The sequence below is a fragment of the Actinosynnema sp. NPDC037264 genome (assembly GCF_055603705.1).
This window is the reverse complement of record NZ_JBVJVK010000001.1, coordinates 469,160-488,143: the sequence shown is the minus strand read 5'-3', so window position 1 is coordinate 488,143 and position 18,984 is coordinate 469,160. Positions and strand designations below refer to the sequence as shown.

Here is an 18,984-nt window from a genome sequence, read left to right as displayed (position 1 = left end):
GGCCGGGTCAGAGGTAGCGAATTTGTTTCGCTTTACCGGCGGCCACTTCGTCGTGCGCCGCGGTGATCCCCGGGCGGTGCGCCACTTCCGGCACGCCGACTTCCCACCACGCGCCCGCTTCGGTCCACGAGGACGGGTCGGTGCGAATCACCACCACGGCCGGGCGGTGTTCGGTCTTGGCGACTTCCCGGGCTTTTCGGTAGGCGTCGCGGAGGCCGTCGAGGTCGTCCACCGGGAAAGTCGCACAACCCATCGAGGCGGCGTGCGCGGCGAAATCGGTGCGTGGGGGGTTCGCGTGCCGGGTCGTCACGTCGTCGTAGAGGTTGTTGAAGCCCGTGCCGCCCTGGCCGGTCTGGAGGCGGTGGATCACCGCGTAGCCGTCGTTGTCGCACACCACGGCCACGAAACCGTGCCCGGCGAACGCCGCCGAGAACAGCTCCGAGTTCAGCATGAGGTAGGAGCCGTCGCCCACGAGCGCGGTCACCACGCCGTCCGGCCGGGCGATCGCCGCGCCCCACGCGCCGGCCAGCTCGTAGCCCATGCAGGAGAAGCCGTACTCGACGTCCATGGTCGCCTCGCCGACCGCGCGCCAGCCGCCGATCAGCTCGCCGGGCAGGCCGCCGGACGCCGTCAGCACGTAGTCCTCCGGGGTGGACTCCTCGTTCACCACTCCCACGACCTGCGCGTACGTCGGCGTGCCGCCGGGGGCGCGCAGGCCGTCGACGTGCGCGTCCCACTTGCCCCGCTCCTCGGTCGCGCGGGCGGCCCAGGTCGGGTCGGCCCGCCAGTCGCCGAGGTCGTCGGTGAGCTCGCGCAGGCCCTCGTCCGCGTCGGCGACCAGGGACAGCGCGCCGTGCTTCACGGCGTCGAACCGAGCGGTGTTGAGGGAGACGATCCGGACGTCCGGGGCGAAGACCGTCCACGACGCGGTGGTGAAGTCCTGCAGGCGGGTGCCCACGGCGAGGACCACGTCGGCTTCGGCCGCCAGGGCGTTGGCCGAGGCGGAGCCGGTGATGCCGAGCGGCCCGGCGTGCAGGGGGTGCTCGTGGGGGACTTCGGTGCGGCCGGCGGTCGTCTCGGCGATGGGGATGGCGTGTTGTTCGGCGAAGCGGATCGCGCGGCCGGCGGCGCGGGAGTAGCGGACGCCGCCGCCCAGGACGAGCAGCGGTTTGCGGGCGGCGCGGAGGGTGGCGGCGGCCTCGGCGAGGGCCTGGGTGTCGGGGCGCGGGCGTTGCGGGCGGTGCAGGACCGGGGCGAAGAGGGCGTCCGGGAAGTCGAACGACTCGGCCTGCACGTCCTGCGGGAGGGCGAGCACGACCGGGCCGCAGTCGGCGGGGTCGGTGAGCACGCGTGCGACCTGCGGGAGGGTGTTGAGCAGCTGCTCCGGCCGGGTGATGCGGTCGAAGTAGCGGCTGACCGCGCGGAAGGCGTCGTTGACCGTGGTGGTCGGGTCGCCGAAGTGCTCGACCTGCTGGAGCACCGGGTCGGGCGCGCGGCTGGTGAACGTGTCGCCGGGCAGCAGGAGCAGGGGCAGCCGGTTGGCGTGGGCGACGCCGGCGGCGGTGACCATGTTCAGCGCGCCCGGGCCGATGGAGGACGTGGCGACGCCGACCTGGCGGCGGTGGGTGGCCTTGGCGAGGCCGACCGCGGCCAGCGCCATGCCCTGCTCGTTGTGGCCGCGCCAGACGGGGAGTTGTTCCTTGGCGTCCTCCAGGGCGTTGCCGAGGGCGAGGACGTTGCCGTGGCCGAAGATCGCGAACACGCCGGGGAACAGCGGCGCCCGGCGGCCGTCGGGCAGCTCGGTGTGCTGGGCGGTGAGCCAGCGGACGAGTGCCTGTGCGGTGGTGAGCCTGGTGGTGAGCTTCATTCGACCCGTCCTTCGGCGGTCGTCACCGGGCAGCGGGGGTCGAGGTCCTGGCTCGCCCAGGTGTCCCGGACCCAGGTGTGCGCGGGGTCGTCGCAGAACGCCATGGAGCGCTCGGGGTTCGGGCCCGCCAGCACGTTCAGGTAGTACATGGGGTAGCCGGGCGCGGCGACGCAGGGGCCGTGGTAGCCGCGGGGGATGAGGAAGACGTCGCCGTCGCGGACGAGCACGTCCTCGTCGATGTCGCCGTCGTCGGTGTAGGTGCGGTGGAAGCCGAACCCTTCACGCGATGGGGTGACCTTGTCGCGGCCGGCGATGCGGAAGTAGTAGATCTCCTCGTTGACGACGTCGCAGGTGTGGTCGTGCTTGTGCGGCGGGTAGGACGACCAGTTGCCGTCGGGGGTGATCAGCTCGCAGGCGATGAGCTTGTCGGCGTGGTCCCAGACGCCGGGGACGCCGAAGTTGGTGACCTGGCGGGTGGCGTTGCCCGCGCCCCTGACCTCGACGGGGACGTCCTCGGCCGGGCCGTACTTCGGCGCCAGCCTGCGGTCGCAGCGGGCCGTCGGCAGCGCGACCTCGACACCGTCCTTTGTGGACAGGCGGACGGTGGCGTCCCTCGGCACGTAGGCGAAGTCCGAGACGCGGGTGAACACGGAGTCCCGCCCGCGCAGCTCGAACCGCTCGTCGTCGACCTCGACCACGCACCCGCCGGAGAGCGGTAGCACGAACGCTTCGTGATCACCGGTCTCGAACGTGGTCATCCCACCGGGGTGCAACAACACCACGCGCAACCCGGCGTGATCCCACCCGGCGGCCTCGGGGGTGAGCTCGACCGCGTTCTCCCCGTCCGCCAGCGTGCCCAACGGTCGGTGCAGGCTCATCCCGCCCCACCTCTCCCGGCTTGACCGACGGTCTCGCCGATGGTCTCGCCGTCACCTGATCGAGTGACCTCCCGTGCCGTGCGCAACACCCGCGCCGCCGCGTCGACCGCCCCGGCCACGTCACCGTCCGGCGGGTAGAGCAGGGCGCGCCCGATGACCAGCCCGCGCACGGTCGGGTGACGCAGCGACCGGCCCCACGAGGCCAGGTCGTCACTCAACCGGGTGGACGGCACGCCACCGAGCACGAGCGCGGGCAACGTCGTCGCGTCCAGCACCTCGTCGGGCGACGGCGGCAGCTTCAACCAGGTGAACGCCGACGTCGCCCCCAACCCGGCCGCGACGCTCCCGGCCCGCGCCAACGCCGCGGCGTCCCGCTGCAGCACCAACTCCCCCGCCGCGTCGCGCGCGTACGGCAGCGGCTCGACCAACGCCATCAGGCTGCGCTCCGCCAACGCCGACACCGCCGCCGCGCAGCTCTCCAGCGTGGGCACGGTGCCGGGGTCGGAGTCGACCAGGCGCAGCAGCATCTTCCCGCCGTCCAACCCGTTGCCCGCGATCGACGTGGGGTCGTAGGCCGTGAACCGGTCGTCGATCTCCCAATCCGCACCGGCCAGCCCGCCGCGGTTCATGGAGCCGATGACCACCTTGTCGTGCAGGCCGTCGAGCAGCAGCAGCTCTTCGATCACGTCCGGCGTGCCGAGCACCCCGTCCACGGCCGGGTTCGCCAGCGCCGTGAGCAGGCGGTCCAGCAGGGAACGGCGGTCGGCCATGGCCAGCGGGTCGCCGCCGACACCCAGCGCACCGCGAGCCGGGTGGTCGGCCGCCACCAGGAACAGGGTGCCCTGGTCGGACAGCAACTGGCTCCGCCGGCGGCGGGTCTGGTAGGCGCGGCGGATCGCGGCCGGGTCGGTCGCCCTGGCCTCCAACAGCGCCGCCCACCGCTCGTCGCTGATCACCTGACGCCTCCCGCCAAGGCCGGAGCGGGCACCGACCGCGCAAAATCCGCCGTGATCGTCGCCCCGATCAGGGCTGGCAACCCCGCCGCGGCTCGCAGCCAAGTCGGGTCCGATCGCCAAGTCGGGTCCGATCGCCAAGTCGGGTCCGGCAGCCACACCGGGGTGCGCAGCCACGCCGGAGTCGGCCGAAGCGCTGCGGTCGCCAGGGTCGCCGGGTCGGCCAAGTCCGCCGGGTCCGCCGGGTCGGCTGGGTCCGCCGTGCCGGCCGCATCAGCCAGGTCGGGCCGGTTGGCCGCGTTGGCTGGGCCGGTCGGGCCCTCTGGGTCGGCTGTGCCGGTCGGGTCGTTGGTCGGGCCGCCTGGGTGGGCCGCGTCAGCTAGGTCGGGCGGGGTGGTCAGGTCGGCTGGGTCGGGTGGGTTGGCTTGGGTGGTCGGGGTGATCGGGGTGGTCGGATCGAGGGCTGGGGTGGAGGGGTGGGTTGTGGGTTGGGCGGATGGGGGGTGGTTGTCGGGCGCTCGGTCCTCGTTTAACCGAGGATTGGTAACGGTGTTTCCGTACATTTTCGGGCCATGTTCATCCGATCGTGTCGCCGGGTGGGCGGGGGTCGATTGATCTTGGCACGGGGGTGCGGTGGGCGCCTGTCGAAGGGTTTTCACAGGTGGGCCTCGATCTCTGCCTCGGTCGGCATGGCGTCGGCGCAGGCCAGGCGGGAGGCGACCAGGGCGCCGGCGACGTTGGCGTAGCGGCCGATCCGGTCCGGTGGCCAGTTCGACAGCAGGCCGTGGGCGAGGGCGCCGCCGAACGCGTCACCCGCGCCCAAGCCGCAGACGACGTCCACCGGGTGAGGGGGGACGGTCCAGGAGTCGGACTCGGTGGCGAGGAGGACGCCCGAGCCGCCCAGCTTCACGACGGCCAGTCGGACGCCCCGCGCCAGCAGGCGGGCGGCGGCTTCCTCCGGGTCCGACGTCCCCACCGCCACCTCGACCTCGGCCCGGTTGCCGACGGCGACCGTCACGTGGTCGAGCATCCAGCCGATCTCACGGCGCGCGGTCGGCACGTCGGGCCAGAACATCGGGCGGTGGTCGAGGTCGAGGACGGTGTGGGTGCGGCCGGACCGGTGGTGCAGGATCCGTCGTTGCGTCTCACGGGCGGGTGAGGCGGAGACACCCGTTCCGGTGACCCACAACAGCGGGACGTCGGCCACCAGGTCCCACGGCACGTCCTCCGGCGTGAGGGCGAGATCGGGGGCGAGAGGCGCCCGGTAGAAGAGCAGTGGTGGGTCCTCGGGTGGGTCCAGGGCGCAGAACACGACCGGTGTTTGGAGGTCCGGCGCCGTGCCCACGTAGGACGACGACACGCCGAACGACTCCAACGCCGTGCGCACGTAAGGCCCGAAGCCGTCCGGTCCCACCTTCGTCAGCACCGCCGACGCCCGGCCCAGGCGCGCCGCCGCCACCGCCACGTTCGTGGCAGTGCCGCCGAGCGACTTGGCGAACGTCCGCACCTCCGCCAGCGGCACGCCGCTCTGCTCCGGGTAGAGGTCCACCCCGACGCGGCCGACGGTCAGCACCTCGATCGTCATTCGCCGACCCCGCGCAGCTCGTGGGCCAGCGCCTCCAGCTCCGCCCCGCCGGCCATCTGCCTGGTCAGCTCCTCCAGCCCGATCTCCGACTTCTCGTACGCCCCCAGCGCGCGCCCCCGCTTGAGCAGCAGGAACCGGTCGCCGACGGGGTAGGCGTGGTGCGGGTTGTGGGTGATCAGCACGACCCCGAGCCCGCGGTCCCGCGCCCGTGCCACGTACTTCAGCACCACGCCGGCCTGCTTCACCCCGAGCGCGGCCGTCGGCTCGTCCAGGATCAGCACCTTCGCCCCGAAGTGCACCGCCCGCGCGATCGCCACGCACTGCCGCTCGCCGCCGGACAGCGTGCCCACGGGCTGCTCCACGTCCCGCAGGTCGATCCCCATCTCGGCCAACGCCGCCCGCGTCACCCGCCGCCCCTGCTTGCGGTCCAGGAACCGGAACGGCCCGAAGCCGACGGTCGGCTCGGACCCGAGGAAGAAGTTGCGCCACACGCTCATCAGCGGCACGACCGCGAGGTCCTGGTACACCGTGGCAATGCCCTGGTCGAGGGCTTCGCGCGGCGACGAGAACCGGACCGGCGTGCCGCCGACCAGCAGTTCGCCGGAGTCGTGCCGGTGCACGCCCGCCAGCACCTTGATCAGCGTCGACTTGCCCGCGCCGTTGTCGCCCAGCACGCACGTCACCTCGCCGGCGTTCACCACCGTCGAGACGTCCCGCAGCGCGATCACGCTGCCGTAGGTCTTGCCCAGGTCGCGGGCCTCCAGCAGTGGAGCAGTCATCGCCGCACCCTCTCCGCCCGCCGCCGCAGGGCGTTGTTGACGAGCACGGCGGCCAGCAGCATCACGCCGAGGAACAACTGGAACCAGTCCGAGTTCCAGTTCGCGTAGACGATGCCCTGCCGGGCCATGCCGAAGATCAGCGCGCCGATCGCCGCGCCGACGGCCGAGCCGAACCCGCCGGTGAGCAGGCACCCGCCGATCACCGCGGCGATGATGTACTGGAACTCCAGCCCGATGCCCTGGTTGGCCTGCACGCTGGTGAACCGCAGGATGTTGATCGACCCGACGAGCCACGCCGCGCCCGCCGTGGTCATGAACAGCAGCACTTTGGTGCGCACGACGGGCACGCCGACCGCGCGTGAGGACAGCGGCGACCCGCCGACCGCGAAGATCCAGTTCCCGAACCGGGTGCGCAGCAGCACGGTCGCCGCGACCACCGTGACCAGGACCCACCACAGGATCGACACGTAGAACGCCGTGCCGCCGAGGGTGAACGTGGAGGCGAACAGGTACCCGGCCGACGAGTAGCCCTCGGCCGAACGCATGCCGGACACCTGCACGGACCCCGTGACCAGGCGGGTGACGCCGAGGTTCAGGCCTTGCAACGCCAGGAACGTCCCGAGCGTCACGATGAAGCTCGGCAGCCCGGTGCGCACCACCAGCCAGCCGTTCAGCGCGCCGACCGCCAGCGCGAACACCAGCGACGCGAGCAGCGCGAGCCACACGTTCCAGCCGAGCCTGGTCGCCAGGACGGCCGTGACCAGCGCGGTCGACGCGGTCAGCACGCCGGCGGACAGGTCGAACTCGCCGCCGATCATGAGCAGCGCGACCGCGACGGCCATGATGCCGAGCGTGGACGCGTCGTCCAGCCAGGTCGCCACGCCGCCCGTGCTGAGGAACCGCTCGGTCACCACCGAGAAGAACGCGAAGACCAGCACGGCGCCGAGCAGCGCGCCGATCTCGGGCCGCAGCACGAGCCGGTCGAGCGGCCGCGCCGAGCCGACCCGGTCGTCCGGCGGCGCCGACGGCGCGTCCGGCAGTTCCGACCGCGATGTCACCGGCGTCCTCCTCAGCGGGTGCCGCGCTCGGCGTACTCGGCCACCTTGTCCACGTTGGACCGGTCGACGAAGCCGGGTCCGGTGAGGACGGGCTTGCCACCGCCGACGGTGTTGGCGTTGTCGCGGTAGAGCTTGAGCATCACGATCGGCAGGTAGCCCTGCTCGTACTGCTGCTGGTCGACGGCGAACAGCACGTCGCCCGCCTTGATCGCGGCGGTGACGTCGGCGTTGAGGTCGAACGTGGCCACCGCCGCCTTCGAGGAGGCGCCCTTGACCGCGCTCACCGACGAGACGGCGACCTGCGGGTTCAGCGCGAGCACGGCGTCGACCGACGGGTCGGTCTGCAGCGCGCCCTTGATCCGGGACTCGACGTCGGTGGGGTTGTTGATGTCGACCTGGAGGTTGGTGACGGTGCCGCCGAACCCGGCGCGCGCGCCGTCGCAGCGCTGGTTGAGGCCGACGTTGCCCGCCTCGTGGATGACGCACAGCAGCTTCGCCTTGCCGGCTTCCTTCAGCTTCTGCCCGGCCTGCTCGCCGGCGACGCTCTCCTCCTGGCCGACGTGCGCGAGCGCGCCGAACGACGTGCTCTTGTCCGAGCCGGAGTTGATGGTGATGACCGGGATGCCCGCCTTGACCGCGTTCTGGATCGAGGTCTGCAACGCGTCCGGGTTGGCCATCGAGACCACGATGCCGCCGACCTTCTGCGACACCGCGTTGTCGATCAGGGTGGACTGCCGGCCGGGGTCGCCGTCGGAGTGGTAGTCGACGGTGACGCCGAGCTGCTCGCCCGCGGCGGTGGCGCCGTTCTTCACCACGTTCCAGAACGCGTCGCCTGCCGTGCCGTGGGTGACGACGGCGACGCGCAGGTCACCGGTCGGCGCTGGGGCGGCCGCGGTGTCGGTGGTCGCGGCGGTGTTGTCCGCGCCGGGGCCGCTGCACGCGGCGAGCAGCGCGAGCCCGGTCAGGGCGAGGCCCGCACGCAGGCCCTTTCGAGTGGACGTCATCGTCTCTCCTCGCTGGTGGAAATCAGGCGGTGATCCGGGTGAGGTGCGCGAGGCTGCGCGCGGTGTCCCGCACCGGGGTGTCGAGCGGGCTGTCGTCGCCGAGCGCGGTGTCCTGCTCCAGGACGTACCAGCCGGTGTAGCCGGCGTCCCGGAGGAGCGCCACCAGGGCGGCCACGTCCACGTCGCCGTCGCCCAGCGGCACGTACATCCGCTGCTGGACGGCGGCCATGTAGCCGAGGTGCCCGTCGCGGACGGTGGCCGCGATGTCGGCCCGCACGTCCTTGAGGTGCACGTGGCCGATCCGCCGGGGGTGGCGGCGGGCGAGGTCGACCGGGTCCGTGCCGCCGATGAGGAGGTGGCCGGTGTCCAGGCAGAGGTCCAGGTCGGAGTCGGCGAGGAAGCGCTCGACCTCGGCGGCGCGTTCGACGTGGGTGCCGACGTGCGGGTGCAGGACGGTGCGCAGGCCGTGGTCGGCGGCGCGGTCGCGGATGAGCGCGGCGGTGTCGACCAGGGTGCGCCACTCGTCGTCGGTGAGCGCGGGGCGTTCGTCGTAGCCGTCGAGGCCGGTGGCGGCGGCCAGCACGAGGACTTCCGCGCCGCCGGCGGCGAGCAGCGCGGCGACCCGGCCTGCTTCGTCCACTGTGGACTGCTCGCCGGTGTGCAGCGGCACGGCCAGGAAACCGCCGACCAGCGTGAGCCCGTGCTCGTCCAGCAGGGACTTCAACGACGCGGGGTCGGCGGGCAGGTAGTCGGGCGGACCGAGTTCGGTGGCCCGCAGTCCCAGGGACGCCATCCCACCCAGCACGGACGCGGGTTCGAGGACCTTGCCCCAGCCGGGCACCTCGCAGACGCCCCACGAGATGGGCGCACCGGCGATCTTCACGCGACCACCCCGGTGTTCGAGTGCCCCGCCTCGGGCGTGGCGACGGAGGCGCCCGGAAGTCGGCCGTCCGGCACCGGTCCCACGCCGATCGGTGAAGCGCCGGCCGACGAGGGATCGGCGCCGGATGACCAGCGCGCCCCCGCGTCCACGCGGACCGGGGCGCCCGACCGCCGCGACCACTCGCACGCCTCGGCGAGCAGGAGGCTGACCAGGCTCTCCCGCACCGGCGACGGGTTCGCCGCCGCGCCCGCCACGACCCGCGTGAACGCGGCCACCTCGGCCAGGTAGGCGCGGTGGAAGCGCTCGGCGAAGCCGGGGTAGGCGTCGCCCGCCGCCTTCGGGCCGTCGGGCTCCAGCGACGTCAGCGGCGTGCGCGGGTCGAGGCCGACGGCCAGCGAGTCGCGGCTGCCCAGCACCTCGATGCGGTGGTCGTAGCCGAGCGGGTCGTGCCGCCCGCCGGCCAGCACGGCGTGCGCGCCGCCCGCGAACTTCAGCAGCACCACGGCGTTGTCCACGTCGTCGGCTTCCGCGAACGCCGGGTCCACCAGGACGGACCCCGACGCGTACACCTCCACCACCGGCTCGCCGACCAGCCACGGCACCGCGTCCAGGTCGTGGATCAGCAGGTCGCGGAAGATGCCGCCGGACTGCGGCAGGTAGGAGAAGTCGGGCGGCCGGGCGTCGTTGCCGAGCGCGCGGACCAGGTAGACGTCGCCGACGTCGCCCTCGCGGACGCGCCGGTGCAGTTCGGACACCGCCGGGTCGAACCGGCGCTGGAAGCCGACCAGCACCTCCACCCCGGAGGCCTCCACGTCGTCCACCAACGCGCGCATCTCGTCCAGGTGGCTCGCGATCGGCTTCTCGCACAGCGTCGGCACGCCCGCCGCGATGGTCGCGCGCAGCAGCGCGGGGTGCGTGGTGGTGGGCGTGGCCAGCAGGACGCCGTCACTGTCGGTGAGCAGGGCGTCGAGGTCGTCCACGCTCCGGCTGCCGGGCAGGAGGGCCGACGCCTGCGCCGCGCGGCCGGGCGCCGGGTCGAACAGGAGCACTTCGTCGACCTCGTCGAGGGTGGCCAGGTTGGTGGCGTGCATGGTGCCGATCCGACCCGCTCCGGCAACTCCGATGCGCATCCCGCTGGTCTCCGTCCTGGTAGAGGCGATCTCCGGTTAGAGCGCTCTATTTGTTGGAGCGCTCTAAGGCTGTAGCGTCCGTCACACGGGTGTCAAGGGCGCGTTGCCCGCTCGTGACGTCCGCCGCCGCGTCCGGGAGGGAGACACCGTTGGCCAGACCCACGATGGACGACGTCGCGGCCCGCGCCGGGGTGTCCCGCGCCCTGGTGTCGCTGGTGATGCGGGGGTCACCGAAAGTGAGCGACCGGCGGCGGGCGGCGGTGCTCAAGGCGGCCGAGGAGCTGGGGTACTCGCCGCACGCGATGGCGCGCTCGCTGGCCAGCCGCACGTCGCACGTGCTCGGCGTGATGGTGTCCGACCTGCACAACGCGTTCTTCGCGGAGGTCGTGGACGGGTTGGACGCGGTGGCGGCCGAGCACGGCTTCGACCTGATCCTCAACACCGGCGGGCGCAGCCCGGCGCGGGAGCGGCGGGCGTTGCGGAGCCTGCTGTCGTTCCGGCCGGCGGGGCTGGCCCTGCTGTCGCCCGTGGTGCCGACGGCGGACATCGGCCGGGCGGCGGAGCAGACGCCGGTGGTGCTGGTGGCGCGGTCGTCCCGACTGGCCACTGTGGACACCGTGAACGACGACGGCGAGCGCGGCATCGCGCTGGCCGTGGACCACCTGGTGTCGTTGGGGCACAAGCGGATCGCGCACCTCGACGGCGGCGAGGGCTCGCAGGCCGCGCCCCGCAGGCGTGGCTACCTTGCCGCGATGGCGGCGCACGGGCTGGCGCCCCGGGTGGTGGGCAGCGAGTACACCGACGTGGGCGGCGCGCGTGCCGTGCGGGGGTTGACGGACGACCTGCCCACCGCGATCGTCTCGTGCAACGACTTCAACGCGGTCGGCGCGATCTCGGCGTTGGAGGAGGCCGGGTTCCGCGTGCCGCGCGACGTCTCGGTGGTCGGGTACGACAACACCTCGCTGGCCGCCCTGCGGCACGTCTCGCTGACCACGGTCGACCAGCCGCGCAACGAGTTCGGCCGGCTCGCCGCCGAGGCGCTGCTGCAACGGGTGCGGGGCGAACGGGTCGAGCCCGTGCGCCACCTGCTGCACCCGTCGCTGGTCGTCCGCTCGACGACCGCACCGCCGGTCAGGCCAGCTTGAGGCCCACCACGCCGACGACGATCAACGCCAGGCACGCCAGCCGCAGCGGCGACGCGCTCTCGCCGGCGGCGACGCCCACCAGGACCACGCCGACGGCGCCGAGCCCGACCCACACCGCGTAGGCGGTGCCGACGGGCAGGTCGCGCATGGCGATCGCGAGCATCACGAAGCTCGTCACCGCCGCCGCGATCCCGACCGCGGTGGGCCACGGACGGGTGAAACCGTCCGACCGGCCCACCGCCGTGGCCCACACGACCTCCAGCAACGCCGCGCCGAGCAGCAGCAACCAGGCCACCGCTACGCCACCGCGCCCGCGTCCACGACGAACGCCGCACCGGTGATGTTGCGCCCGCCGTCGCCGACGAGGTGCGCGACGGTCGCGGCCACGTCCTCCGGGTCGCAGTACCGGCCCAGCGCGGTGTAGCGGCGCTCCTCGTCGGCGTCCGGGCCGTCGGCCGGGTTCATCTCCGTGTCGGTCGAGCCGGGGTGGACGAGGTTGACCGTGATGCCGCGCGGGCCGAGGTCGCGGGCCAGGCCCTTGGTCAGCCCGACCAGCGCCGACTTGCTCATCGCGTACAGCGCCCAGCCCGGGTACGGCACCCGTTCGGCCAGGGTGCTGCCGATGGCGACGATCCGACCGCCCGCCGTCATGTGCGGCACGGCGGCCTGGGCCAGCACGAACGCCGCCCGCGCGTGGATCGCCAGGATCCGGTCGACGGCGTCCACCGTGACGTCCTCGAACGGGCCGTGCTCGGCGATGCCCGCGTTGTTCACCAGGACGTCCAGCCCGCCGAACGCGGTCGCCGCACGGGCGACGGCGTCACGCAGGGCGTCGACGTCGGTCGCCTCGGCCCGCACCGCGAGCGCCCGCACGCCCAGGGCCGTCATCTCCTCGACCACCTCGCGGGCGCGGTCGCCGGAGCGCGCGTAGGTGATCGCCACGTTCGCGCCCTCGCGCGCCAGCCGCTTGGCGATCGCCGCCCCGATACCGCGACTGCCCCCGGTGACGAGCGCGGACCTGCCTTCGAGTTGCCGCATGACCTGAACCCCCACTAACCGGAACTGATTCCGCTTCAGCTTAAGCGGAATCAGTTCCGGTTGTCGAGGTCGTTAAGCTGCCGACGTGACGCGGGAGCGGGCCGACGCCGCCAAGAACCGGGCGAAGATCCTGGCCGCCGCCGCCGACATCGTGGCCGAACGGGGCATCGAGGGCCTGGCCATGGCCGAGGTCGCCGCCGCGTCCGGCGTGGGCGTCGGCACGCTCTACCGCCGCTTCGGCGACCGTTCCGGACTGGCCCACGCGCTGATCGACGCCTCGGAGCGGGAGTTCCAGGCCGCGTTCCTCACCGGCCCGCCGCCGGTCGGCCCCGGCGCACCGCCCGCCGAGCGCGTCCGGGCCTTCCTGCACGCGCTGGTCGACCGCACGCTCGCCCAGCTGGACCTGCTGCTGATGGCCGAGACCACCGGCCCGTTCGCCCGCTTCGGCGGCGCCTACGACGCCCACCACCGCCACCTGGCCGTGCTGATCGCCCGAGCCCGCCCGGACGTGGACGCCGCGTTCACCGCCGACGCCCTCCTCGCCCCCCTGGCCGCGAACCTGGTCGCCCACCGGGGTGCCGAGGCCGCCAGGATCAAGCGCGGCCTCGACACCCTGCTGGACGGCCTGCTCACCGGCTAGGCGTCCACCTTCGGCCGTTCCGGCTCCGGGGAGGCCTCGGTCGGCGGGGTCGGCTTGCGCAGCAGGCGGCGGATCAGGGGCCAGAGCAGCAGGACCACCACGATCCCGTAGACGACCAGGGCGAACGGGGTGTTGACCAGGCCCGTCAGGGAACCGTCCGACAGCTGCAGCGCACGGCGCATCTGCTGCTCGGCGGCCGGGCCGAGGATCACGCCGATGATCGCCGGCAGCACGGGCAGGCCGTAGCGCCGCATCACGAAACCCAGCACGCCGATCACGAACATCACCAGCAGGTCGAACACGTCGGCGTTCACCGCGTACGCGCCGACGCCCGCGAAGAACAGGATCCCCGCGTACAGGTACGGCCGGGGGATGTTCAGCAGCTTCGCCCACACCGGCGCCAGCGGCAGGTTCAGCACCAGCAGCAGGCACAGGCCGATGAACAGCGACGCGATCAGGCCCCAGACCAGCGCGGACTCCCGCTCGAACAGCAGCGGCCCCGGCTGGATGCCGTACTGCTGGAACGCCGCCAGCATCACCGCCGCCACCGCCGTGGTCGGCAGGCCCAGCGTCAGCATCGACACCAACGTGCCCGCGGCCGACGCGCTGGCCGTCGCCTCCGGACCGGCGACGCCCTCGATCGCGCCCTTGCCGAACTCGTCGCGGTGCTTGGACAGCCGCTTCTCCGCCACGTACGACAGGAACGTCGGGATCTCCGCGCCACCGGCCGGGATCGCGCCGAACGGGAAGCCGATCACCGGACCGCGCAGCCACGGCTTCCACGACCGCCGCCAGTCCTCCCGGCCCAGGAACGCGCGGCCGACCGGCACCGGCCGGGCGGGCTTGCGCCGCAGGTGGGCGGCCACCCACAACGACTCGCCGACCGCGAACAGGGCCACCGCGACCACCACCACGTCGATGCCGTCGGCCAGGTGCAGCGAGCCGAACGTCAGCCGCTGCTGGCCCGTCATCTCGTCGAGCCCCACCAGGCCGATGGTGAGCCCGATGAGCAGGGACGCGAACCCGCGCACGCGGGACGCGCCGAGCACGGACGTGACCGCGATGAACGCCAGCACCATGATCGCGAAGAAGTCCGGCGCGCCGATGTCGACGGCGAACTTCGCCACCGTCGGCGCGAGCAGGACCAGCAGGACCGTGCCGATGAGACCGCCGACGAAGTGCCCGATCGCGGCCGCCGCAAGCGCTTGCGAACCGCGTCCCCTGCGCGCCATCGGGTTGCCGTCGATCGCCGCGACCACCGCGGCGCTCTCACCCGGCGTGTTCAGCAGGATGGACGTGGTCGAACCGCCGAACATGCCGCCGTAGTAGATGCCGGCGAACATGATGAACGCGCCGGTCGGCTCCAGGCCGTAGGTGACGGGCAGCAGCAACGCCACCGCCATCGCCGGACCGATGCCCGGCAGCACGCCGATCGCCGTGCCCAGCAGCACGCCCAGCGCCGCCAGCGCCAGGTGCGTCGGCGTCAGCGCGGTCGCGAAGCCCTCGAGGAGGTTGGTGAACGAGTCCACGTCAGAACATCCCAATCAGCGGCCCGCCGGGCAGCGGCACGCCCAGGAGGTTGTTGAACAGCACGAACGTCGCCACCGACAGCCCGGCGGCGAGCAGCGGGTCGCGCACGAAGGCGCGGCTGCCCAGCGCGTAGGCCGCGCCCCAGAACAGCACCGCCCCGGAGATCGGGAAGCCGACCACCCCGATCAACGCCGCGTTGGCCAGGAACGCCCCGCACAGCAGCAGCACGGTCCGCCAGTCGGCCGGCGCGGAGAGGTCGACGTCCTCGCCGCCCTCCGCCTCGCCGCGCCCACCGCGCAGCACGTCCCGCGCGAGCAGCGCGGCGACCACGATCAGCCCCACGCCGACCACCACGGGCACCGCCTTCGGCCCCACCGGTCCGCGCTGCGCGAAGTCGGTGTGGATCCGGATCGCGTCGACCAGGACCAGCACGCCCAACCCGACCAGCACCGCGGACACGCCCAGCTCCGACCGCTCCCGCAGCCACGCCCGGCTCAAGGGCTTGTTCACCGCCTTGTGCACGCCCAACCCTCCACTCATGCCAACCCCAGGTCCTTGAGCACGGTCGCCACCCGGTCGTTCTCCTCGCGCAGGAACGCGCCGAACTCGTCACCCGGCGCGAACGCGTCCGTCCAGCCGTTGCGCGCCAACGCCTCCCGCCACTGCGGCGTGCCGTGCAGGTCGGTGAACAGGTCCACCAGCCGGGCCCGGTCGGCGTCGGAGATCCCCGGCGGCGCGACCACGCCGCGCCAGTTGTTGAACTCGACGTCCACACCGGACTCGCGCAGCGTCGGCGCGTCCACGCCCGGCAGCCGCGACCCGCTGGTCACCGCCAGCACCCGGATCTGCCCGGCCTCGATCTGGTCGCGGTACTCGCCGACGCCGGACACGCCGAACGCGACCTTCCCGCCCAGCACCGAGGCCAGCAGCTCGCCGCCGCCGTCGTACGGGATGTAGTTGACCCGCCGCGGGTCGAGGCCGACGGCCTTGGCGATCAGCATCGGCGCCAGGTGGTCCGGCCCGCCGGGCGACGAGCCGCCGCCGACGGTGACCTCGCCCGGGTTCGCCCGCCACGCCGCGACCAGCTCGTCCAGCGTCCGGTACGGCGAGTCCGCGCCGACCACGACGATGTCCGGCTCCTCGATGAGCTTCGCGATCGGCGTGGTGTCCAGCAGCGACGACGGCGCCTTGTTCGTGTAGACGCTGCCGACCACGCCCAGGCCCATGGACATCACGAGCTTGCCGTTGCCGCGCTCGCTGACCGTGCGGCCGAGCCCGACCGTGCCGCCCGCGCCGGGCAGGTTGAACACCTCGGTGTTGCGGATCAGCTCCGCGTCCTCCATCGCCTTCGCGGCGGTGCGCGCCGTGATGTCGTAACCGCCGCCCGGCGCGTTCGGCACCAGCACGCGCAGGCTGCGCAACGACGCCGTGGTGTCCGCGCCGGACGTCAGCAGCGGCGGCACGAGGACGACGACCGCCAACGCGCCGGCGACCGCGACCCAGTTCCTGATCCGCACTGTGATCCCCACCTCTCTTCCGCGTGGTTGGACATGTTGCACTCGTGTAAACAGGGATGTCCCGCTTGCGCGCCTAAGGGTTCTTTTGTTCTTTGTGGTCATCCGGGAGGTGCTGATTGGCCGAGGAAGTCCGCCGCGGACGCGGATCGCTGGCACGTCAGCTGCTCGTGTGGCAACTGGTAGTGGTCGTGGCGCTGCTGTGCGCGGTGGGAGTGCTGTCCGTCGTCCAAGCGGGGAACAACTTCCGCACGACCGAGGGACGCCGGATGCTGTCCGTGGCCGAGGACGTGGCCGCGACGGCGGGGGTGCGGGCGTCGCTGGCCGACCCGCTGCGGCACTACGCGCTGGCGCCGTTCGCGGAGAGCGCCCGCAGCCTGTCCGGCGCCAGCTACGTGATCATCACCGGCCCCGACCGCGAGGTCCTGACCTCGCCGGACCCGAGCCAGGTCGGCGAGCCGCTCGACGTCGGTGACAGCACGGCGGCGCGCGGCCGGTCGTGGGTGGGCGAGCTGGGCGGCGCGACCGTGGCGCACGTGCCGGTGATCGGCGACGACGGCGCGGTGATCGGGCTGGTCGCGGCCGGGCGGCAGGCGCCGGGGTTCTGGGAGGGTGTGCTGGACTCGCCCGACAACGCGCTGCGGTTGCTCGGGGTGGCGCTGGTCATCGGCGTCACGGGGTCGCTGCTGCTCGCGCGGCGGGTGAAGAACCAGACGCTCGGCCTGGAGCCGCACGAGATCACCGCGCTGGTCGAGTACCGGGAGGCACTGCTGCACGGCATCAAGGAGGGCGTCGTCGCGCTCGACCCGCAGCACCGGATCACGCTGGTCAACGACCACGCGCGCGACCTGCTGGCGCTGCCGGCGGACGCGGTCGGCCGGTCGGTGTCCGAGCTCGACCTGGACGAACGGCTGCGCGACGTGCTCACCGGGCGGGCCAGGGGCGTGGACCAGCTCGCGCTCACCGGCGGCCGGGTGCTCACGCTGAACTACATGCCGCTGGACGTGCACGGCGCCGTGGTCACCCTGCGGGACCGGACCGAGCTGACCGCGTTGCGCGACGAGCTGGACGCGAACCGGCACGCCACCGACACCCTGCGCGCGCAGGCGCACGAGTTCCGCAACCGCCTGCACACCATCGCGGGCCTGGTCGAGCTCGGCGAGTACGACGAGGTGCGCGGGTTCATCAGCCGCCTCACCACCGCCCAGGGCGCGTGGCGGGCGGAGGTCGGCTCGAAGGTCGCCGACCCGGCCGTGGCGGCGCTGCTGATCGCCAAGTCCAGCCTCGCCGCCGAACGCGGCATCGGGCTGCGGATGGCGCCGGACAGCTCGCTCGGGGAGGTGGACGAGGCGTTGTCCACGGACCTCGTGACGGTGATCGGGAACCTGGTGGACAACGCGCTGGACGCGCTGTCGGAGCGCGGGTGGATCGAGGTGTCGGTGCGGTCGACGGCCGCCGAGGTCGTCGTGGTGGTGCGGGACTCCGGGCCCGGTGTGGCGGCGGGGCTGGCCGAGGAGGTCTTCCGGCACGGCTTCACCACCAAGGCCGCCGAGCAGGGCGGGCGCGGGCTCGGGTTGGCGTTGACCCGGCAGACCTGCCTGCGGCGCGGCGGGTCCGTCCGGGTGCACAACGAGGACGGCGCGGTGTTCACCGCCCGGCTGCCCGTGGAGGTGCCGGTGTGATCAGGGTTCTGGTGGTGGACGACGACTTCATGGTCGCGAAGGTCCACAGTGGATACGTGGCGCGCACGCCCGGCTTCGAGGTCGTCGGCGTGGCCCACAACGGCGCGGACGCCGTGCGGCTGGTGCGGGAGCTGCGGCCGGACCTCGTGCTGCTGGACGTGTACCTGCCCGACGTCGACGGGTTGGCCGTGCTGCGGGAGCTGCGCGGGGTGGCCGAGGACGTGGACGTCATCGTGATCACGGCCGCGACCGACGTGGAGACGGTGCGCAGCGCCATGCGCGGCGGCGTGCTGCACTACCTGATCAAGCCGTTCGAGTACGCGGCGCTGCGCGACCAGCTCGCCCACTTCGCCGCGCTCGACCGGCGGCTCGACCAGCTCGGCTCGGCCGGGCAGGCGGACGTGGACCAGGTGTTCGGCGCACGGCCGAGCAGCGCGCCCGTGCTGCCGAAGGGGCTGACCGCGCAGACCGCCGCGCTGGTGGAGCGCGTGCTGCGGGAACGCCCGGTGACGGCCAGCGAGTGCGCCGACGCCACCGAGCTGGCCAGGGTGTCCGCGCGGCGGTACCTGGAGCACTTCGTGAGCACCGGCAAGGCCGAGGTGCGGCTGAAGTACGGCGGCACCGGGCGGCCCGAACGCCTCTACGTCTGGCTGGGCTGACCGCTCTTGCGCACGATCAGGTAAGCCTGCCGGGTCTTCTCCCACTTCGGGTCCGCCGGCTCCCGCTCCAGCCGGGTGTGCGGCTCGAACCCCGCCTCGGCGAGCTGGCCGAGCACCCGGTCGGGGTTGATCCGGTACACGTCGAGCAGGATGTCGTGCCCGTAGCCCTGCTCGTACCGCCGGACCTCGTCGCCGACCTGGAACGCCAGCACCAGCAGGCCGCCGGGCGCGAGCACGCGGTGGAACTCCGCGAGGACGGCCGGGTGCTCCTCCCACGGCACGTGGATCAGCGAGTACCAGGCCAGCGCGCCGCCCAGCGAGCCGTCCGGCAGGTCGAGGTCGAGCATCGAACCCACCTCGAACGGCACGTCCGGGTGCTCGCGGCGGGCGACCTCGACCATCTCCGGCGACAGGTCGACGCCGAACACGTCCACGCCGAGCCGCTTGAGGTGCCCGGAGATCCGGCCGGGACCGCACCCGACGTCCGCCACCCGCCCGCTCACCAGCTCGGCGAACATCCCGAGCACCGCCCGGTCCGCGGGGATCTCCGCGAGCAGGTCGCGCGCGAGGTCGGCGTAGCTGTGGGCGACGGTGTCGTAGGCGGTGCGCGCCATGGTGAGGAAATCGGGCTCGGTCACG

19 protein-coding genes are annotated in these 18,984 nt (G+C 73.0%); 4 read left to right on the top strand and 15 right to left on the bottom strand.

The window, feature by feature from the left end; genetic code table 11:
- Nucleotides 1-7 precede the first annotated feature (7 nt).
- From iolD to ACZ7GX_RS02365, 9 genes are all read right to left on the bottom strand, one after another.
- Entirely contained in the window at nucleotides 8-1,867 is a 1,860-nt protein-coding gene (gene iolD / locus ACZ7GX_RS02405) for a 3D-(3,5/4)-trihydroxycyclohexane-1,2-dione acylhydrolase (decyclizing) (protein ID WP_498771926.1), read from the bottom strand.
- A complete protein-coding gene (gene iolB, locus ACZ7GX_RS02400; protein WP_498771924.1) occupies nucleotides 1,864-2,745 on the bottom strand; it encodes a 5-deoxy-glucuronate isomerase in 882 nt (293 codons plus the stop codon). Before iolB ends, iolD begins: the two co-directional genes overlap by 4 nt.
- Nucleotides 2,742-3,701, bottom strand: a complete 960-nt coding sequence (locus ACZ7GX_RS02395) for a Cgl0159 family (beta/alpha)8-fold protein (protein ID WP_498771922.1) — start codon at nucleotides 3,699-3,701, stop codon at nucleotides 2,742-2,744. Before ACZ7GX_RS02395 ends, iolB begins: the two co-directional genes overlap by 4 nt.
- A gap of 652 nt (nucleotides 3,702-4,353) precedes the next feature.
- Nucleotides 4,354-5,283 carry a 5-dehydro-2-deoxygluconokinase gene (gene iolC / locus ACZ7GX_RS02390; RefSeq protein ID WP_498771920.1) on the bottom strand — a complete coding sequence of 310 codons (930 nt, stop codon included), beginning with the start codon at nucleotides 5,281-5,283 and terminating at the stop codon, nucleotides 4,354-4,356.
- Nucleotides 5,280-6,062, bottom strand: a complete 783-nt coding sequence (locus tag ACZ7GX_RS02385; RefSeq protein WP_498771918.1) for an ATP-binding cassette domain-containing protein — start codon at nucleotides 6,060-6,062, stop codon at nucleotides 5,280-5,282. The genes iolC and ACZ7GX_RS02385 overlap by 4 nt, the downstream gene beginning before the upstream one ends.
- A complete protein-coding gene (locus tag ACZ7GX_RS02380; protein WP_498771986.1) occupies nucleotides 6,059-7,102 on the bottom strand; it encodes an ABC transporter permease in 1,044 nt (347 codons plus the stop codon). Before ACZ7GX_RS02380 ends, ACZ7GX_RS02385 begins: the two co-directional genes overlap by 4 nt.
- A 29-nt stretch (nucleotides 7,103-7,131) precedes the next feature.
- A complete protein-coding gene (locus tag ACZ7GX_RS02375; RefSeq protein WP_498771916.1) occupies nucleotides 7,132-8,124 on the bottom strand; it encodes a sugar ABC transporter substrate-binding protein in 993 nt (330 codons plus the stop codon).
- Between the two features lie 22 nt (nucleotides 8,125-8,146).
- On the bottom strand, nucleotides 8,147-9,007 hold the full coding sequence (locus ACZ7GX_RS02370) for a TIM barrel protein (protein WP_498771914.1): 861 nt from the start codon (nucleotides 9,005-9,007) through the stop codon (nucleotides 8,147-8,149).
- Nucleotides 9,004-10,167 (bottom strand): Gfo/Idh/MocA family protein, encoded by a 1,164-nt coding sequence (locus ACZ7GX_RS02365; protein ID WP_498771984.1) that lies wholly within the window; start codon nucleotides 10,165-10,167, stop codon nucleotides 9,004-9,006. Before ACZ7GX_RS02365 ends, ACZ7GX_RS02370 begins: the two co-directional genes overlap by 4 nt.
- Nucleotides 10,168-10,286: 119 nt before the next feature.
- Here ACZ7GX_RS02365 and ACZ7GX_RS02360 point away from each other — a divergent pair, with 119 nt between their 5' ends.
- Nucleotides 10,287-11,282: a LacI family DNA-binding transcriptional regulator gene (locus ACZ7GX_RS02360; RefSeq protein WP_498771912.1), complete on the top strand. Its 996-nt coding sequence runs from the start codon at nucleotides 10,287-10,289 to the stop codon at nucleotides 11,280-11,282.
- Here the strand turns inward: ACZ7GX_RS02360 and ACZ7GX_RS02355 are convergent.
- The gene (locus ACZ7GX_RS02355) at nucleotides 11,269-11,577 is read right to left on the bottom strand and encodes a DMT family transporter (protein WP_498771910.1); all 309 of its coding nucleotides are present in this window, start codon (nucleotides 11,575-11,577) and stop codon (nucleotides 11,269-11,271) included. The two genes, ACZ7GX_RS02360 and ACZ7GX_RS02355, sit on opposite strands and share 14 nt — an antisense overlap.
- A 2-nt stretch (nucleotides 11,578-11,579) precedes the next feature.
- Complete coding sequence (locus tag ACZ7GX_RS02350) at nucleotides 11,580-12,320, bottom strand: SDR family NAD(P)-dependent oxidoreductase (protein ID WP_498771908.1); 741 nt, start codon at nucleotides 12,318-12,320, stop codon at nucleotides 11,580-11,582.
- An 85-nt stretch (nucleotides 12,321-12,405) separates the two neighbouring features.
- Between ACZ7GX_RS02350 and ACZ7GX_RS02345 the strand changes: the two genes are divergently transcribed.
- Nucleotides 12,406-12,960, top strand: coding sequence for a TetR/AcrR family transcriptional regulator (locus ACZ7GX_RS02345; RefSeq protein WP_498771906.1), 555 nt, complete (start codon nucleotides 12,406-12,408; stop codon nucleotides 12,958-12,960).
- On the opposite strand, the gene ACZ7GX_RS02340 is transcribed toward ACZ7GX_RS02345, so the two are convergent.
- From ACZ7GX_RS02340 to ACZ7GX_RS02330, 3 genes are read right to left on the bottom strand one after another with little or no spacing between them, the layout of a single operon-like run.
- On the bottom strand, nucleotides 12,957-14,489 hold the full coding sequence (locus ACZ7GX_RS02340) for a tripartite tricarboxylate transporter permease (protein WP_498771904.1): 1,533 nt from the start codon (nucleotides 14,487-14,489) through the stop codon (nucleotides 12,957-12,959). The two genes, ACZ7GX_RS02345 and ACZ7GX_RS02340, sit on opposite strands and share 4 nt — an antisense overlap.
- Nucleotide 14,490: 1 nt before the next feature.
- The gene (locus ACZ7GX_RS02335) at nucleotides 14,491-15,030 is read right to left on the bottom strand and encodes a tripartite tricarboxylate transporter TctB family protein (RefSeq protein ID WP_498771902.1); all 540 of its coding nucleotides are present in this window, start codon (nucleotides 15,028-15,030) and stop codon (nucleotides 14,491-14,493) included.
- Nucleotides 15,027-16,019, bottom strand: coding sequence for a Bug family tripartite tricarboxylate transporter substrate binding protein (locus tag ACZ7GX_RS02330; RefSeq protein WP_498771901.1), 993 nt, complete (start codon nucleotides 16,017-16,019; stop codon nucleotides 15,027-15,029). The genes ACZ7GX_RS02335 and ACZ7GX_RS02330 overlap by 4 nt, the downstream gene beginning before the upstream one ends.
- Before the next feature lie 104 nt (nucleotides 16,020-16,123).
- On the opposite strand from ACZ7GX_RS02330, the gene ACZ7GX_RS02325 reads away from it, so the two are divergent.
- Both ACZ7GX_RS02325 and ACZ7GX_RS02320 read left to right on the top strand, forming a co-directional pair.
- Entirely contained in the window at nucleotides 16,124-17,686 is a 1,563-nt protein-coding gene (locus ACZ7GX_RS02325; RefSeq protein ID WP_498771900.1) for a sensor histidine kinase, read from the top strand.
- A complete protein-coding gene (locus ACZ7GX_RS02320) occupies nucleotides 17,683-18,345 on the top strand; it encodes a response regulator (protein ID WP_498771898.1) in 663 nt (220 codons plus the stop codon). The genes ACZ7GX_RS02325 and ACZ7GX_RS02320 overlap by 4 nt, the downstream gene beginning before the upstream one ends.
- Here the strand turns inward: ACZ7GX_RS02320 and ACZ7GX_RS02315 are convergent.
- Nucleotides 18,327-18,983 carry a class I SAM-dependent DNA methyltransferase gene (locus tag ACZ7GX_RS02315; protein ID WP_498771896.1) on the bottom strand — a complete coding sequence of 219 codons (657 nt, stop codon included), beginning with the start codon at nucleotides 18,981-18,983 and terminating at the stop codon, nucleotides 18,327-18,329. The two genes, ACZ7GX_RS02320 and ACZ7GX_RS02315, sit on opposite strands and share 19 nt — an antisense overlap.
- Nucleotide 18,984: the final 1 nt, after the last annotated feature.

What these genes read in the sequence shown, in the direction of transcription:
- iolD (WP_498771926.1), bottom strand. Translation starts at nt 1,867, where the DNA reads ATGAAGCTCACCACCAGGCTCACCACCGCACAGGCACTCGTCCGCTGG.
- iolB (WP_498771924.1), bottom strand. Translation starts at nt 2,745, where the DNA reads ATGAGCCTGCACCGACCGTTGGGCACGCTGGCGGACGGGGAGAACGCG.
- iolC (WP_498771920.1), bottom strand. Translation starts at nt 5,283, where the DNA reads ATGACGATCGAGGTGCTGACCGTCGGCCGCGTCGGGGTGGACCTCTAC.
- ACZ7GX_RS02385 (WP_498771918.1), bottom strand. Translation starts at nt 6,062, where the DNA reads ATGACTGCTCCACTGCTGGAGGCCCGCGACCTGGGCAAGACCTACGGC.
- ACZ7GX_RS02375 (WP_498771916.1), bottom strand. Translation starts at nt 8,124, where the DNA reads ATGACGTCCACTCGAAAGGGCCTGCGTGCGGGCCTCGCCCTGACCGGG.
- ACZ7GX_RS02350 (WP_498771908.1), bottom strand. Translation starts at nt 12,320, where the DNA reads ATGCGGCAACTCGAAGGCAGGTCCGCGCTCGTCACCGGGGGCAGTCGC.
- ACZ7GX_RS02335 (WP_498771902.1), bottom strand. Translation starts at nt 15,030, where the DNA reads ATGAGTGGAGGGTTGGGCGTGCACAAGGCGGTGAACAAGCCCTTGAGC.